Here is a 16,669-nt window from a genome sequence, read left to right as displayed (position 1 = left end):
AGAACCAGCTCTTTTTGGTTTGTAGCGGTTACGGGTTAGGAAAGCCACCCGAATTTTTTCCTACAGAAATTTGTCTTAACAACAGCAGAATGTCCGTTAAATGTAGTAGTATTAGGGCTAGGGTAATCTCAATATAAATGAATATTATCCAATGCAGGAGATTTTAGTATATTTGTCTCTTATTTTTAGTTAGAAAACAAGAATTAACATATAAAGAAGTATTAGTTGTGGGATGTAATTCATGTTCTAGTGGCGGTTGCAGCCCCAAGGGTTGCAAAAGCAACGGCGGTTGTAGCACAGGAGGCTGCAACCGGTTAAATGTATTCGATTGGCTCAGCGATATGGATTTACCTACGTCGTTTGAGGAATTTGATATTGTAGAAGTACGTTTTAAAGGTGGCCGGAAAGATTTTTTCCGGAATAGCAATAATTTGGTTTTAACCACCGGCGATCCGGTGGTGGTAGAAGTACCCAATGGGTACCACGTGGGGTATGTTTCGTTGAAAGGGGAACTGGTACGCCTGCAAATGCTGAAGAAAAAGGTTGACAACAACGAAGAAATCCGGAATATTTACCGGATTGCCAACGAAAAAGACCTGGATAAATTTGCGTTGGTGCAAGACCTGGAGAGCAGCACCATGTACCGGGCCCGCGGCATTATTCAGGAACTGGAACTGAAGATGAAATTATCTGACGTAGAATACCAGGCCGATCGTTCTAAAGCTACTTTTTATTATTCCGCTGATGATCGCGTAGATTTCCGGGATTTAATTCGCAAACTCGCCGATGAATTTAAAGTGCGGGTAGAAATGCGCCAAATCAGTTTGCGTCACGAGGCGGGCCGTTTGGGTGGTATAGGCTCCTGTGGCCGCGAGTTATGTTGTTCTACCTGGCTAAGCGATTTTAAAAGTGTTTCTACCACGGCAGCGCGTTACCAGAACTTATCGCTGAACCCCAGCAAATTATCGGGGCAGTGCGGCCGTTTAAAATGCTGCCTGAACTACGAACTCGAAACCTACCTGGATGCCTTAAAAGATATTCCTACAATTACCAAACCTTTACAGTTACAAAAGGGAGATGCTATATTACAAAAAACCGATATATTTAAGCGGGTAATGTGGTTTGGCTTTAAAAACGATAATAACTGGTATCCGGCTCCGGTTGAACGCGTTAAAGAAATATTGGAACTTAATAGCAAAGGCATCGTAGTTGAATCGCTGACGGTAGAAGAAAAAGTTGAGCAACAGAAAAAAGTAGAATTGGTAGCGCAACTAGAAGGCAACCTGGAGCGCCTGGACGAGAAGTTTAAATCGAAGAAAAAGAAAAAGAAGAAAAATAAGAATAATCAGGCTCCTGCTTTAGCCGGTGTGGCAACCGCTGTACCCGAAGTAAAAAGCAATGAGCCCAAACAGAACGGTGCCCGGAACGAAAATAAACCGCAGGGTAATGGCGGCAGCGGACAAGGGCAAAAGAAAAAGCAGCACAAGCGGCCTTTCCGCGATAATAGGGATAATCGAGATAACCGTCCGCCCCGCTCCGACAACCGTCCTGATAAACCTGTTAGTTCATGATTAAGCAGTTATTATACTTTATTACGCTCTTAGGTTTCATTTCATTATCGGCTTGCGATACCAGTAACCGCATATACGAACAGAATATAGACATTGAAAGTAATAATTGGCGAATTAACGATGCAAAAGAATTCCGGTTCCAGATAACCGATACCACTAAATCGTATCAGGTTTATTTTAATATCCGGAATGCTCTTTTTTACGAATATTATAATTTGTACGTAAACGCTACTTTGCTTGATCCGGACGGCCAAAAACTGCACAACAAACTGCACGAAATGTACCTGATGGATAAAAAAACCGGAGAACCGTTAGGTAAAGGTGCCGGCGATTTATTTGATCATTCGGCTTTGGCTATAAAAAACCTACACTTTAAAAAGCCGGGTACTTATACCTTAAAGCTCACCCAATATATGCGTAAAAATCCGCTGCCCGGAATAATGGCAGTGGGCATTAAAGTGGTTGTAGCAGAATAATATTTTTATTATATTTAACTTATTAAATATATTGCATTCTCATTTATGAAGACTGGCAAAATACTATGAAGCTCGCTTTAGAAGTTTTCGGATCAATTATGATCATTTTTTCATTTTTGCCACTTATTAAATCAACTTATTGGTGGATTAGAATACTGGATTTTCCCCGCCCCCAGATTGCTTTTTTTCTGGTTGTAATTTCAGGAACGTACGCATTTTTGTATGGTGCTCCTACGCTGCCAGACAAGTTTTTTCTTTTGTTGTTAGGGCTTGCTGTTATAAACGAGGTACTGCACTTTTATAAGTTTACCATTTTATGCCCGGTAGAGGCTCTACAAAGCAATCTTGAAGCGCCTAAAAATACCTTTAGTATTATGATATCCAACGTTAGGATGTCGAATACCCGTTATGGCAAGTTTCTGAAGGTAGTGCGGGAAAATGATCCGGATATTTTGCTGATTAACGAACCCAATCATAAATGGGCGCAGGAAATTGCTGAACTGGATAAGGTTTATCCTTACTGTATTAAATGTCCGCTGGAGAACACCTACGGCATGATGTTTTTCAGCAAATTTAAATTAATAAATGAGGAAAAAAGGTTTTTAGTAGAAGAAGGTATTCCCTCGTTTTATGCGATTGTAGAGATGCCGACCGGTAAACGGTTCGATTTTTTTACGGTGCATCCCCAACCACCTCACATCGATAAAAATACCGATACCCGTGAAGGTGAATTGCTGCAGGTTGCCCGTATGGCAAAAGCCTCGCGCTATGCTTCTATTGTGGCCGGCGATTTGAACGATGTGGCTTGGTCTCATACCACTAATTTATTCCGAAAAATCAGCGGGTTGCTTGATCCCCGGATTGGGCGCGGCTTTTATAATACCTATAATGCATTAATTCCTTTTTTCCGTTACTCTCTGGACCATATTTTTTACGATTCGGCCTTCCGGTTAATTCGGCTGAAACGGTTAAGAGGTTTTGGCTCAGATCACTTTCCTATCTTAATTAGGCTGAGTTACGAGCCGCAGGATGCGGATGAACATGATGCTCCGGAAGCTGACCAAGAAGAGCAAGCCGAAGCCCAGGAATTAATTGATAATGTTAAAGATGAACCGTTAAATGAAAAAGCTTAGGTAATTCCTAAGCTTTTTCATTTAATATATTTACTGTGAACAAGCAAAAAAGCTCAAGCAACTGCTTGCTCCCAGAATGATTATGCTCTAACGTCTCTGCTAAACAACGGAGAGGGCGTTAGCCGATGCTGCCGTTTAGGTGTTGTTAGTAGTGGTTCCTTTTTTCATACTTTTTAAATTATTCCATTCCTCAGGAGTTTCTAAGCATAAGTTGTCAACCATCTGCAAATAACTAATACCATTATTAAGTAGGTACTGCGCTTAAGTAGGGAAACAGAGTAAGGCTAGAGATAAGTTGAGGCTGCTGCTGGTGGAGGCGGATAAGGTCAGCTAAATAATCTTCCACATGTTGTTTATCGGCAAATACTTTGTTGCTGGTGCTGGCTCGTAGTTCTTCAAAGAAACGCTCCACGGGGTTGAGTTCCGGACAAGCCGTCGGCAGCTTCTGCCATTGGAGTAGCTGTTGTTGCGGCCAGTGCTGGGCAGTATGCGCCGTTGCCCCATCGCCCATCAGGAGCGCTTGGTCGATGCCTTTTTGCTGCAAGTATAGCTGCAGTTGTTGCAGAAAGTAAGTAAAGCATTGTTTATCCAAGTGCGAAAGGAACATGGCATACATATCGCCGGTAAAAGGACAGATAGCCACATACAAGTAGCCCCATTCATAACCTAGCTTCACCGGGCATGCTGGCCGATGCCCTTGCCTGGTCCAGCGGCGGCGCGAGTGGGTACGGGTGCCGTAGCGCATCTCATCGGTGAAATAAAGCTGCGACTCCTGGTACGGCGCTTTTATTTGGCCGAAGTTTTTTTAAAAGCTGCTTCCCCTACCACGTCTTTGCGCACGTTTACGGGACGGCCGGTTTTAAGCTTTACTTTCAGCCGCGCGAGCAGCACCGAAATACCGGGTTGTGAGTAAGTAACCTGCATTTCCTGCTCCAGCCAGTCCCGTAACTGCCCTTGGGTGGCAATATCATCCTGGTCTAAGCGCTGCAACAAACGAGCTTGCTGAGTGGAACTCAATTTTGCCCAGCCGCCTTTGTAGCCAAGAACAAGAAGACCGGGCAGCCCATGGTGAGCATACTGTTGCCATAACTGCTGGCTCTGCCGCCGCTGCAGGCCAATCATCTCCCCGGCCTGCAGCTGTGTCTTCGCTTGCCCTGCTTTCAAGTAACGCACAAAACGCACCCAGTCCCGTAGCCGAGCCTGTTTCTGCTCCTTCTCTAGAATCAATAATTCCCCTACTGATTCTTTTATCGCTTCTTCATAATTTATCCTCCGCATTACCCTTTTACCACTTAAGCGCAGTATTAGTTTAATATTGGTATAATTTTTCCATTGGCGTAATAATCTAATAAGACCTCTTTAAACCTTATTAGTTGACAAGCTTCATATTTTTGAAATCTAATTCTTCTTTGTGAAGAATCATTTAAATAAACTATAAGCCAGTTTTTTGTTCCATTAGAAAGGCCATTTTCAAAAGAAAACCTATTTTGTTCATAAAGGCCTAGCCAATCTGTTCCTTCAAATTCAATTTTTTGAACCTCATCAATTGGAATTATTTCTCCTTGAATTTTAATACTGCCTTTTTCAAAAATTATTTCGCCATTCAACTTACCATAAAGAGGCTTGCACTTACCAATAGAAATTAACTTTAAGATATTTCCACTTATAAAACAAAATAAAGCCAGATAAACTACCGTGTCAAAAATGACTGTGTTGTGATCAAATCCTAACTCTTGAAGAATAAAACTTAGAAAAAGTAAAAGTACCACTGCCGAATATATGATAAATGTACGATTTGGGTAAAACTTGTCTGGATGGTATATTTCTAGCTTCTCCATCTTTTATTTTTAAGAGATACCACTAACGTTCAAGAAAACAGGCGTTAATTAATGAAAGAGGTATAAAATAAAAATCCCGTTTAGGATTACCTAAACGGGATCAAAATAACAACAATAGCCTCGGGCTATCAGCGTATATTTAGAAATTAGATTCTTTCTACGTTAACCGCGTTCAATCCTTTTTTTCCTTCTGTAACTTCAAAAGATACTCTGTCATTCTCACGAATCTCATGAACTAAACCAGACTGGTGAACGAAGATGTCTTGGTTGTTATCATCAGAAACAATGAATCCGAATCCTTTAGATTCGTTAAAAAATTTTACTTTACCTGTTTTCATAAAAATTAATAATAAATAATGGGACAAATATAGGCATAATATTTCAAAACCTAACGATGCAATATACATTTCTTTCGGAATAAGGTTATCCCAAATAAGCTTTATTTTAAAAAAAATATAAAAATATTTTTACTAACCCGCGTTCATTTTCTTTATTCTGCCCTAAACCTCCAAAAACATAAGCCTTTAGCCCTCGTATATTCTAAGTACCAAAATATTTTTTGTGCTAATATCCGGTAAGCTTCTGAAAGAACAGGTGCTTATTGGTTTAACAAATTATTCACCTAAAAAATAAATCTATGGAAGAGAACAAAAAAAATGACACAGGCGAAAATAAAGGTGTTATTTCAACCATTACCGATATGTTAACAGGCAACACCGGCGAATCGGCTAATGCAGCTAATAAAGGAAGCAATGAACAGAACAAAGCAACCTCGCCACAAAGCAGCGCGGAAACGAATCCTTGGGGTGCTAATCCCAACGAAAACAAAAATCAGAACCAATCGAAAGATGCTACTAAAAAAAGCCTGACTTCGTCTACTACTGATCCCAGCAGCACTAACCTAAAAAAAGAAACTGGCATCAGCACGGCCAAAACCAGTACCGGGGCGGCTAAAACAACTACAAGTAGCGCTAAAACCGGTGCGGTTTCTGGTAGCAGTACATCCAAAAATAATGCTTCTGCCAAAACCGATAAGGACGCAAAAGCAAGTACTCCAAATAAAACAGAGAACGCTAGTAAAAATAATACTACCGATACTGGAAATAAAAACCCAGGAACAGCTACCGAGTTTGCCCAGAATAATACCAACATGGGAATAAACTCGGAAAACACAGCTAACCGAAACCAAGGCAGTAACCAGGATAACGACCAAAACCAACATAGGCAATCAGGCAGCCAAGGCAACCGCGACTACAACGATTATGATAACTTCAGCACCGACCAACGTGGCGGCTGGGGTAACCAGGGCGGCAGCTATGGGCACCAATCTGGTGGCTACGGTGGTGGCGGTTATGGTAACCAAGGTTATCAGGGCAATTACGGCCAGGGAAGACAGGATTCGCGGAGTAACTATGGTCAAGGTAACCAAGACTATCAGGGTAGCTATGGACAAAGCAGTTATAGCCAAGGCAACGAAGATTATAACCAAAACAGAGGTGGCCAGCGGGGTAGTTATGGCTACGAACCTTACGATAATGAAGGTAGCGGGTACCAATCGGCCGGACGGGGTGGTTTTGGCCATACCGGTCACCAAAGTGGCGGCGGCTACGGCCAGAGTAACTTTAACGAAGGCTCCGGCTACCGCGGCGGCTACGGCAACAATTCCGATAATCGCCAGGATTATGGCAACCGGAACGACTACAACGCAGACCGGGGTAACCGCCAGCAAAATCAAGACTGGAATCGTCAGAATTACCAGGGAAGTACCCAAAGCCGGCAGTCGGATTGGCACCAAAATCAGGACTGGAACCGCGATAACACGCAAGGCGGCAACCGGGGTGGCTACGGCCGCATGGATCAGGATCGGCAGCATCACGAATCTTACCGCGGCAGTGGCATGAACGGTTTTAACGATGATTATGGTAACCAGCGCGGCTACGGCAACCAACAAGACCGGCAAGGCGGCTATAGCCAGCAAGGTGGCTTTGGCTCGCGGGGCGGCTCTTACAACGATGAATATCGTTCCGGGAACGATAGACGGGGTAGTCAGGGCAGTTATGGCAACCAGGGCGGCAGCAACTACGGCTCTAATTACGGCCACGACCAAGGCTACCAGCAATCTCGGGAGGGCGGCCAAACCAATTACCGCGGCAGCTACGATAACTCCAGCCACGATGATTACCAATCGCGGTGGCAAGGCAACCAGTTTAACGACACGCACAATTATACCCGGGGCAGAAGCCAACAGGAAGGTTATGAAAGCAATTACCGATCAGGGCGCCGCCATGACGATGATGACGATAATAATAACCGCTGGAATGACCGAAATAATCAGTACCGCGGTAGTAATGAGTACGATGATTAATCCGTAGCGCAACTAAATACAAAAAGGCTTCCTGTTTCAGGAAGCCTTTTTGTATTTAGTTTTATTTTTAACCTTTATTCCGGTTGAAAACGTTGGCTGTAATCCTGCGCAAAATCTATAATAGAGCGTGGCTGGCGGCCGGTTATTTGTTCAACCGTATTGGCAATATGTTCGGAGTACCCGGCTTTTTGAACTCCGTATAATTCCATGAGTGCGTTTATCATCCAATCGGGCATGTGGTGTTGCTGCATGGTTGTAGCGGCTGCACTTTCGGGTACATCTACGTAAACAATCAGGCGGTTAGTAGCTACGGTTAGCGCATGGGCTACATCGTTAACAGAAATAGCTTCCGGTCCGGTAATTTCATATATTTTGCTTTCGTGGCCGGGTTGGGTTAAAACGGTAGCGGCAACGGCGGCAATATCGCGGGCATCTACGTAATTTACTTTACTTTGGCCCAAGGGCATATAAATGCTGTTTTTGTGGCAAATACTCTCGGCACTTTGTAAAAAATTCTGCATAAACCCAGACGGGCGCAAAATAGTATAGGGTATGCCGGATGCTGCTAAATATTGCTCCACTTCCCGGTGTTCACGGCCTAGCTGTATGCCCGGTTCTGCATCGGCACCGCTAGCCGACAGGCGAACAATATGATGTACCCCTGCTTCTTTAGCCGCGTCAATAATTTTTTTCGCACATTCAACTTGGTCCTGGGTAAATGGCGTAATCAGCAAAACATGAGTTACACCGGTAAGTGCCACACGTAATAATTCCAGGTCGTGAAAATCCAGGTGTACCATTTCTACATTGGGCAAGCCCCGGAACCGATCGCCTTTAATTAATGAATGTACGCCTGCCCGCACCCGGAAATCCGTACCAGCCAGCATCTTAACGGTTTCGCTGCCCACCGTACCATTGGCAGCCGTAATTAAAATAGTTTCTTTCATATTTGTTAGTTTTCGGAAAAGCGTACGCAATATTTAAGCGCAGCCTTCTTTTAATACTCTGATTTACTTGTATGCGTTTTAGCAGTAAATGAATCTGTTACCCGGTTAAAGCATAATTATTTAACTTTCTTTACGGCTTTAAATATTTTACCGCCCTCGTTGCTAATAATAAAATCGGTATTATTAATAAATACCAACGCTTCGGCCTGGCCCGACCTGCCAAACGGCAAACAATATTTTTCACCGGCAAAAAATTTATCGTGCTCGCCGGTTTCCAGCACGTAAATATTGCCGTAGCCCAGCAAAGCTATTCTTTTACCATCCGGACTAATATCGGCAGCAGTTACCATGTTGTTTATCTGAATGCTATCGGTAAGCTGGGCTATGTGGGCACCGGGTTGCGCCGGCACTTTGTATAGCTTAACCTGTTTACTGCGCCCCCGGTTTTTCGAAAACAAATACAGATTATTCCGGTAATAGAAAAAAGCTTCGCAATCAAAATTCAGGTTATTCTTATCGGGCGGAAACGCCTGCTGATCGGCGTAACGGAACCGGATAGTATCTACCCGATTCACGGTGTTCTCCTGAACCCGGAAAATACGCAGGTTCTGCCGCATATTCTGGTTATTGCCAATATCCCCAATATAAATATTACCGGCCTGATCCTTCGCTAATTCCTCCCAATCAATATTTTGCGCACCCTGAATTTTTAGGGTACTTAACAGCTTGCCGGTTTGGTTTATTTTATACAACTCGGGCGGGTTACCGCTATCGGCATGGGTCCAGAAATTATTATCGTTGCTTAAAGCCAGGCCCGAACTTTCCGGTACTTCCGCTTTAGCCATTCGGCCTACCTGTTTAATTTTATATTCTTTGGGCCGTACCACAAAACCAGCTTGCTTTACATCGGGCCCACAACCGCAAAAAAGACTTTCGATAAAAACATAAACCGTAAATAGCTTAAAGAGCATAGGCAACCGGTAACTAAATATTGGCCTTTTATACGCAGGAAATCAGCTTAAGTAATAACGCCTGTTTAATGCTTGCAGCGTTTAAAGGCTCAGATAAGGTTTAAGCCGTTGGTAAGTGGCTTCATTTACAATTTTAATATTTTTAATTTCTTCGGTTGAAGTAAAAGCGCCGTGTTGGGTGCGGTAGGCAATAATTAGCCGGGCCAGATTAAAGCCCACGTAAGGGTGCGCACGCAATTCATCGAAAGTAGATGCATTTAAAGCTAAGGTCCGCGGCGCAAAACCGGCCTGAATGTAGGTATATTTATGTAAGCTATCTACTATTTCGGGCGATAAACCATATACTTCGGCTAATTGGGCCGGCTGGGCAAAACCGCCTAGTTTGTTCCGGAAGTTTATTATCCGGGCCGATAGCTTGGTGCCAATGCCTCTGATTTTTTTCAGTTCCGTAGTATCGGCCGTATTAATATCGAATGGTTGCAGCCGGTTAGCTTTACGCTCGGGTTTGTAATCGGGACGGTTGGAATAAGTTCGGTTATCAGCTAATTCGGACTGCTTAAAATTCCCGCGACTGGCTTCACGGGCTGGTAAATCAATGTAAGGGTAAAGCTGCTGATACAAGGCTTCGGGCAAACCGTAAATGCGCTGCAATTGTTCTTTGTACCGGAAGTCGCCGGCTTTGGCCCGGTACTTAATAATATTGCCGGCCGCGTACCGGCTAATGCCCACGGCCATGAGTTCTGCTGCTGTAGCTGTATTGGGGTTAAAGCGGTGCAACCGAACTGGCGCCGCCTTTGATGTTTCCGGTGTTTTTCTTGCCGCATAATTTTCGGCGGGCGTGGTGCGGTCTAATAGGGCAGCCAGGCTATCTAAAGCCAACTGATCTTGGAGCGGGTTATAAGCCGCTGACTGGTTTAGCCGGTTAAAAAGAAACGGAGCCGCTGCCGCCGCCACCACTATTAACAGCAAAAATAAAAAGCCATTGGTTTCGCGTTGCGAAAAGCCGAAATAACTCCGCAGCCATAATTTTACGCGCTTCATAGGCACCAGCCAGCCATTTAATTATTCCCGGGGCACATCATCGTTTTCCGAAAAAGAATCGGGTTCGGGTCTGGGTGGCGTATTTAATACTTTAATAAAAAAATAAATGGTAACCACAGTTACGCTTATCATCGTGAAAAGCATCACACTCAGCGCTAAAGTATTCATATTTTAAATTTTCCCCTCTTTTAATCTTCTTTGATAAGCTACGTAAACGAGGTAGGTTATAGCCAAAAACACCAGCACCAACAATAATCTGGAACCATTCACAAACAGTAAGGTATCTTCGAGATTTGCTTTGGTGGCCGCATCCGTAGCAGCGGCAATTTGTTCTTTTAAGCCGGCATTGGTTATTTTCCGGATAATAGAGCTATCGTCCAGTACCCAGTTGCCCCGCAAAGCAGCATCCCAGTTGCCATCTTTAGGCGTTACCAACGAACTCAGAAACACCAGTAAAATAAACGTGGGCGTAATATATTTAATAATAAACCGGTAAATATTGGGCACTTTAATATCGGAGCCCGAATTAATTTCGTGCATACCTTTGTCCATGCCGAACACCCAGGCAAATAAAATGGCTTCTACCATGGCAAATACCACCAACGACACCGTGCCGGACCAATAATCATACTCATCAAAAACGCCGTAGTTGAAAAACAAAACAGTGGGCATGCCCAGCACAAACACAATAACGCCAAACGACAAAGCAGCTGATTCACGTTTCCACTTAAACTCATCCATCAGAAAACTCATCCAGGGCGTGCCCATGGCCAGCGAAGAAGTAATACCGGCAAAAAATAAAAGACCAAACCACATTACGCCCGAAACGGCTCCCAACACATCGCCCCATTGGTAAAAAAGGTAAGGCAGCGTCCGGAAACCAAGCCCCAGGCCACCAGATTTGGTCATTTCAATTACGTTGTCGATGCCTAAATACCCGACTGCAATAGGAATAATTATAGAGCTGCCCAACACCACTTCCACAAACTCATTCATCCAGCCCGCCGACATGGCACTAAGCGCAATATCGTCTTTAGAACGCATGTAAGAGGCATAACACTGAATGGAACCCATGCCCACTGATAAGGTAAAGAATATTTGCCCCGCTGCGGCCAGCCATACTTTTGGGCTCCAGAGCGATTCAAAATTTGGCGTCCAGAGAAAATTAAGCCCTACCGCGCTATCGTTAATGGCGCCGTTTTCGCCGGCGGTAATGGTAAAGCCTTTAAAAGCCAGAAACATACCAAATAATATTAACAGAGGCATGCCTATTTTAGCTACCTTCTCTACCCCGCCACTTAAACCCCGCGATAAAACCCAGGTATTCAGGGCTAAGCACAACACAAAAAATACAATTGGTTCGAACGGAATACCCGAAGTAGAAACGTTTAAATTAACATAGTCCGAAAAAAAATCAGCAATCTGCGTTTGCGACAAATTGCTGAAAGACCCGACTACGGAATGGTAAACATAAGATAAAGTCCAGGATTCCAGGTAACAATAGTAAGCCGCTACGGCAACATTAGACCAGATACCAAAAACGCCTAAATATTTCCAGAAAGGACGCTTATCGAGCGAGTTTAAAATAAATGGCGCGGAATGATAACCGAATTTACCGCCAAACCTACCCACCGACCACTCAATCCAGAGCAGCGGAATACCCATTAGTAAAAAACAGACCAGGTATGGAATAATGAAAGCCCCTCCCCCATTCTGTACCGCCTGAACCGGGAAACGCAGGAAGTTACCAAAACCCACGGCATTGCCAGCCATTGCTAAAATAAGACCTACCCGCGAACCCCAAGATTCTTTGTTTGCACTCATACAGAAAATTTAGCAGTTGTATTAAACGGTAATATATTAATTAAAAAATATATAAATATATTCTGTAAAAATTTATGACCGTATTATTTGAGATTCTATTAAATATTTAATATTAACCAATGCTATTTCTACCAATAGACCTTTCGTTAGCATAAGTGCAAAAGCGTTAAAACCCCGGTTAAGGAAATATTATGGCCGAATAAATTTTATTAAATCTGGCTGGCTACTACCGCAATACCCTCGCTAAAATTATGCGGTTTAAAGCCTAATATTTTTTCGGCTTTGGTAATATTAAAACCAGTGCGGGGCGGGCGTTTGGCAGGCTGCGAAAAGTTAGAGGCATCGGCCTTTTTAATGTAAGCTTTATCCAGGTTAAAATATTCGGCTACCTGCAAGGCCATCTCGTAAGGCGTTAGCGTTTCTTTACTCGAAATATGGAATATTCCTTCGGCATCGTGCTGCACCGCCAGCCAGCAACCCATCGCTAAATCTTCGGCCAAAGTGGGCGTCCGGAACTGATCGTTTACGACTTGAATATTTTTTTGGGCTTCGAGGCTGTTTTTTACCCACAACACAATATTGGTGCGGCCATAATCGTGCACCACGCCGTAAACCAATACCGTCCGGATAATAGCCCATTTTACAGTACTGGCTTGTACAATTTTTTCGGCGGCTAATTTACTCTGGCCGTAGTAGCTAATGGGGTTGGGTTGGGCTTCTTCGTTGTAAGGGCCGGCTTCGCCGTCAAAAACAAAATCAGTGGACAAATGAATCAGGTGGACTTTGTACTTTTCGCAGGCATTTACCAAATATTGCACGGCCGCTACATTTAGCTGCCAGCAGGCTTCCTGGTTTAGTTCGCACCCGTCTACGTTGGTCATAGCAGCCGTATGAATAATGTGCGTGGGCCGCTCCACTGCTATTACTTTTTCTACCTGCTGCGCGTCGGTTACGTCCAGCGAAATAAAATGCAGCTCCGGTAATAATTCGGACAGCTTGTTGTGCCCGCGCGAAGTAGCTATTAAATCTATTTCGGCGTTGTGCACGAGCAACTGCGCCAGCTTCTGGCCTAACAAGCCATTAGAACCGGTTATTAATATTTTTTTCCTCATGCAGCCGGAGAATATTCGTAGCCGTATTCTTTGGTAATTTTTTTCTTTTTTACTTTATCTACCTTCACCTTCATCCGGATGGGCGTAGTAGGCCGATCCATCGGGCCTTTGGGCTGTTCGGCTATTTTATCAATTATATCCAGGCCCGCAATTACCTGCCCAAACACGGTATAATTATTATCTAAAAAAGGCGTACCGTTGTGGTTTTCCACTATATAAAACTGCGAACCGCTGGATTCTTTCTGCGGATTATTATTCCGGGCAGCGGCTACGGCACCGCGTACGTGTTTCAGGTTCGGGAATATTTCGGCCGGTACGCGGTACCCAATATCGCCGGCACCATCATTATTCGGGTCTTCATCCTTGGTGTTGGCATCGCCTCCCTGAATCATAAAACCATCAATAATCCGGTGGAAAGTGGTATTATCGTAAAAGCCTTGCTTGGCCAGTTTCAGAAAATTTTCCTTGTGCTTGGGGGTTTGGTCGAACAGCAATATTTTCATATCGCCGAAGTTGGTAGAAATAGTAACCAGCATATCTTTTTTAGAAGGCTTTTTCTGGGCAAAAGAAATATTGCTCAGGGTTAAGAAACTTACCAGCAGCAAAAGTCGGACTAAATATTTAGGCATGATCTATAATTAAATCTAACATTCTATTTTAAGTAATGGCTTAGGCGCGGGTAGCCCGGATAGCTTCTAATATTTTATCGCCACCCATTTGCAAGATATTTGTTCCCAAGCGTTCGCCCAAGGCTATTACCTCGCTGGCGGGAGCAGTTAACGTATCGGTTATCATTTCCTGACCATCCAGACTGACCACGCCGCCCGTAATACTTACTTCGTTACCAACTATGGTAGCCAATGCAAACGAAGGAATGCTGCAGCCACCTTCCATGGTACGTAAAAACGAACGTTCGGCCAATAAGCATAAATGCGTTTCTTCGTGATCGAGGCATTTTTTTAAGGCTTCTTTCCGGGGCAAGGGCAAGCTTTTGGCACACTCAATGGCAATACTGCCCTGGCCGGCCGCCGGTACAAATTTATCGGTTGGCAAATATTCGGTAATTAAATGGTTGTACTGCATCCGGTGCACGCCGGCATAAGCCAGCAAAATAGCATCGTATTGGCCATCTTTTAGCTTTTGCAAGCGAGTTTGTAAGTTACCCCGGCACTCCGCCGCAATTACGTTGGGATAATACCGGCTTAACAAGGCTCGGCGGCGCGTAGACGAAGTTCCTACCACAATCTGCTCTTTCTCCAGCGAAAATTGCGAATCGAACGAAATAACCACATCGTTTACCTGCTCACGCTCCATAAAAGCCAGAATCTCTAAATCTTCGGGTATTTGTGATTGTAAATCTTTGGCGCTGTGTACGGCAATATCTATCGTGTTAGCCCGCAATCCTTCTTCCAGTTCTTCGGTAAAAACACCCTTAGCCCCAATTTTATCCAGCGAACGGTCGAGCACCATATCGCCTTTGGTATTGATAATTTCAATTTCTACTTCAAGGCCGGCAGCCCGTAGTTTATCGGCTACAAAATGTGTTTGCCACAAAGCCAGCCGGCTGCCCCGGGTTCCAATCCGGATAGGTTTATTATTTTCAGACATTTATTTTAATTTATAAGGTACTAATTGTTTAATGTGCTGATTTGATAATGTGCTAATTCGGTAATTATTTGATGTGTTAATTTGATAAGGTGCTCATTTAAATAATGTGTTAATTTTTAAATCGACGAATTAAGTTAAGACTTTCGCAAAAAAACTGCCGCTATAACTATTAGACCCAAAGAACTGGCCGGTGAAAACACACGGCCAGGGCGGCTATTGCGAAAATCCTGTAAGTAACTGATGGTTGGCAATATTTCCTTGTTATTAGTTTAATAGCCTAAGCAGCCCACCCGTGTCATTCAGGAGGAAACTATGTAGCAGATAACCAAATAGTTTCTTCCTGAATAACAAATGTGGATTGCTTAAACCGCTTTTTCTAAATATTTAAATATCGGTATAACATCGGTTATTTAAGAGAACTTATTCGGCCTCAATTTTAAAATATTCAACCAATTAGCACATAAACAAATTAGCACATTATCACATCAGTACATTATCACATTAGCACATTAACTCATTATCACATTAAACCATTTTCAAATATTTGGCAATCTGGATAGAGGAATCTACAAAAACAATTTTGGGGTTGGCGTTCCGCTCAATGTGATAGTGCGCATTTCCCAGTTCTTCGGTTAGCAAAGCCGCATTATTTGGCCGAATGAGTTTTGAAAATTTACTTACAAAATCAACTTCAGCCGGCGGAATAAAAGGTACTAGTTGGGCATCAATGCCGTACAGCATTACCCGGCGCAAATTATTTAAAGCGTAGTGTAAAAAAGCTTTCTGGTTTTCGCGGCCCAGCTTCTGAAATTCATCGCTCATTTCTACTACATCGCCAAATTTGTTCGCGTAGCAACTCCGCATCCATTTTACAAAAGTATCGAAATAATTGCTGGTTAACTCCTGACTTAGTTTACGGGCGGCCTGCAAATTACCTTCGGCCAGGTTGGCTATCTGGTGCGCAGCGGTTTCGGTTACCTGCAATTCTTGCTGCAAATAATTTATTACTTCTTCATCCGTAAAAGCCCGCACCGGCACTTTCTGGGTGCGCGATAAAATGGTAGCTAATAATTTATTGGAGGCATTAGAAACCAATAAGAATATGGTTTTAGCCGGCGGCTCTTCGAGCAGTTTGAGCAACGCATTAGCCGCTGCTGAGTGCATGAGTTCGGGTAACCAGATTAATATTATTTTAAATTCCGCCTCAAAAGCTTTCAGCGAGGCAAACCGCACCAGTTGCCGGCTTTCGTCCTTAGAAATATTACCTTGCTTGTTTTCGGCCCCGATAAACTGCATCCAGTCGTTCAGGGTTTGGTACGGATTCTCCAGCAGGAACTCGCGCCAATCGGCTAAGAAATTCTGGCTCAGCGCATCTTTGGTTACCGATTTGGTAGTAGTAACCGGCATTACAAAGTTCATATCCGGATGCACCAGTTTATTCATTTTGGTACAACTGGCACACGTACCGCAAGGTTCTGCTTCGCCTTTGTTTTCGCAGTTGAGGTAAGTAGCATAAGCCAAAGCCAAAGCCAGGTTAGCGCTGCCATCTGCTCCCATAAAAAGCTGGGCGTGCGCCACGTGCTGGTTCTGCACCGATTTTACTAACAGCTTTTTAATTTCCTGGTGGCCAGGTATCTGGGAGAAAAACATATTTTTTAATCGTTATTCGTTGTTCGTTAATCGTTGTTCGATTCGAAAACGAGTACTTTATTTATTAATATTCAATAATTATATAGACTATCAGCCACAAGAAACAGTTATATTTTGCTTAGTCACAAACGCT

Annotated in this window: 17 protein-coding genes; 4 read left to right on the top strand and 13 right to left on the bottom strand. The window is 43.6% G+C overall.

Annotation, left to right across the window (positions count from 1 at the left end):
* Positions 1-227 precede the first annotated feature (227 nt).
* The 3 genes from F0145_RS02675 to F0145_RS02665 all read left to right on the top strand — a co-directional run bounded on the left by F0145_RS02675 (position 228) and on the right by F0145_RS02665 (position 3,180).
* Entirely contained in the window at positions 228-1,571 is a 1,344-nt protein-coding gene (locus F0145_RS02675) for a PSP1 domain-containing protein (protein ID WP_190277452.1), read from the top strand.
* Complete coding sequence (locus F0145_RS02670) at positions 1,568-2,047, top strand: gliding motility lipoprotein GldH (RefSeq protein ID WP_150086580.1); 480 nt, start codon at positions 1,568-1,570, stop codon at positions 2,045-2,047. Before F0145_RS02675 ends, F0145_RS02670 begins: the two co-directional genes overlap by 4 nt.
* Before the next feature lie 374 nt (positions 2,048-2,421).
* Positions 2,422-3,180 (top strand): endonuclease/exonuclease/phosphatase family protein, encoded by a 759-nt coding sequence (locus F0145_RS02665; protein ID WP_223815777.1) that lies wholly within the window; start codon positions 2,422-2,424, stop codon positions 3,178-3,180.
* Between the two features lie 244 nt (positions 3,181-3,424).
* On the opposite strand, the gene F0145_RS02660 is transcribed toward F0145_RS02665, so the two are convergent.
* The 4 genes from F0145_RS02660 to F0145_RS02645 all read right to left on the bottom strand — a co-directional run bounded on the left by F0145_RS02660 (position 3,425) and on the right by F0145_RS02645 (position 5,356).
* The gene (locus F0145_RS02660; RefSeq protein ID WP_223815789.1) at positions 3,425-3,970 is read right to left on the bottom strand and encodes a transposase; all 546 of its coding nucleotides are present in this window, start codon (positions 3,968-3,970) and stop codon (positions 3,425-3,427) included.
* On the bottom strand, positions 3,967-4,458 hold the full coding sequence (locus tag F0145_RS02655; RefSeq protein ID WP_150086576.1) for a helix-turn-helix domain-containing protein: 492 nt from the start codon (positions 4,456-4,458) through the stop codon (positions 3,967-3,969). The genes F0145_RS02660 and F0145_RS02655 overlap by 4 nt, the downstream gene beginning before the upstream one ends.
* 26 nt (positions 4,459-4,484) lie before the next feature.
* A complete protein-coding gene (locus F0145_RS02650; RefSeq protein WP_150086574.1) occupies positions 4,485-5,018 on the bottom strand; it encodes a hypothetical protein in 534 nt (177 codons plus the stop codon).
* Between the two features lie 146 nt (positions 5,019-5,164).
* Positions 5,165-5,356, bottom strand: a complete 192-nt coding sequence (locus tag F0145_RS02645) for a cold-shock protein (protein ID WP_146895118.1) — start codon at positions 5,354-5,356, stop codon at positions 5,165-5,167.
* A 299-nt stretch (positions 5,357-5,655) separates the two neighbouring features.
* On the opposite strand from F0145_RS02645, the gene F0145_RS02640 reads away from it, so the two are divergent.
* Positions 5,656-7,383: a hypothetical protein gene (locus F0145_RS02640; RefSeq protein WP_150086572.1), complete on the top strand. Its 1,728-nt coding sequence runs from the start codon at positions 5,656-5,658 to the stop codon at positions 7,381-7,383.
* A 74-nt stretch (positions 7,384-7,457) separates the two neighbouring features.
* On the opposite strand, the gene F0145_RS02635 is transcribed toward F0145_RS02640, so the two are convergent.
* From F0145_RS02635 to F0145_RS02600, 9 genes are all read right to left on the bottom strand, one after another.
* A complete protein-coding gene (locus F0145_RS02635; RefSeq protein WP_150086570.1) occupies positions 7,458-8,330 on the bottom strand; it encodes an SDR family oxidoreductase in 873 nt (290 codons plus the stop codon).
* 116 nt (positions 8,331-8,446) lie between these two features.
* The gene (locus F0145_RS02630) at positions 8,447-9,301 is read right to left on the bottom strand and encodes a hypothetical protein (RefSeq protein ID WP_150086568.1); all 855 of its coding nucleotides are present in this window, start codon (positions 9,299-9,301) and stop codon (positions 8,447-8,449) included.
* An 81-nt stretch (positions 9,302-9,382) separates the two neighbouring features.
* A complete protein-coding gene (locus F0145_RS02625; RefSeq protein WP_150086565.1) occupies positions 9,383-10,342 on the bottom strand; it encodes a ComEA family DNA-binding protein in 960 nt (319 codons plus the stop codon).
* 21 nt (positions 10,343-10,363) lie between these two features.
* Entirely contained in the window at positions 10,364-10,510 is a 147-nt protein-coding gene (locus F0145_RS26065) for a hypothetical protein (protein ID WP_190277451.1), read from the bottom strand.
* A gap of 3 nt (positions 10,511-10,513) precedes the next feature.
* Positions 10,514-12,166, bottom strand: coding sequence for a sodium-dependent transporter (locus F0145_RS02620; RefSeq protein ID WP_150086563.1), 1,653 nt, complete (start codon positions 12,164-12,166; stop codon positions 10,514-10,516).
* Positions 12,167-12,375: 209 nt separating this feature from the next.
* The gene (rfbD, locus tag F0145_RS02615; RefSeq protein WP_150086561.1) at positions 12,376-13,278 is read right to left on the bottom strand and encodes a dTDP-4-dehydrorhamnose reductase; all 903 of its coding nucleotides are present in this window, start codon (positions 13,276-13,278) and stop codon (positions 12,376-12,378) included.
* Entirely contained in the window at positions 13,275-13,907 is a 633-nt protein-coding gene (locus F0145_RS02610) for a peptidylprolyl isomerase (RefSeq protein WP_150086559.1), read from the bottom strand. Before F0145_RS02610 ends, rfbD begins: the two co-directional genes overlap by 4 nt.
* 40 nt (positions 13,908-13,947) lie before the next feature.
* Entirely contained in the window at positions 13,948-14,886 is a 939-nt protein-coding gene (gene hemC / locus F0145_RS02605; protein WP_150086557.1) for a hydroxymethylbilane synthase, read from the bottom strand.
* A 525-nt stretch (positions 14,887-15,411) separates the two neighbouring features.
* Positions 15,412-16,536: a DNA polymerase III subunit gene (locus F0145_RS02600; RefSeq protein ID WP_150086555.1), complete on the bottom strand. Its 1,125-nt coding sequence runs from the start codon at positions 16,534-16,536 to the stop codon at positions 15,412-15,414.
* Positions 16,537-16,669 lie beyond the last annotated feature (133 nt).

The organism is Adhaeribacter rhizoryzae (assembly GCF_008629685.1).
Lineage (GTDB): Bacteria > Bacteroidota > Bacteroidia > Cytophagales > Hymenobacteraceae > Adhaeribacter > Adhaeribacter rhizoryzae.
Note: the sequence above shows the minus strand (reverse complement) of the source record. Positions and strands in the feature narration are given on the sequence as shown.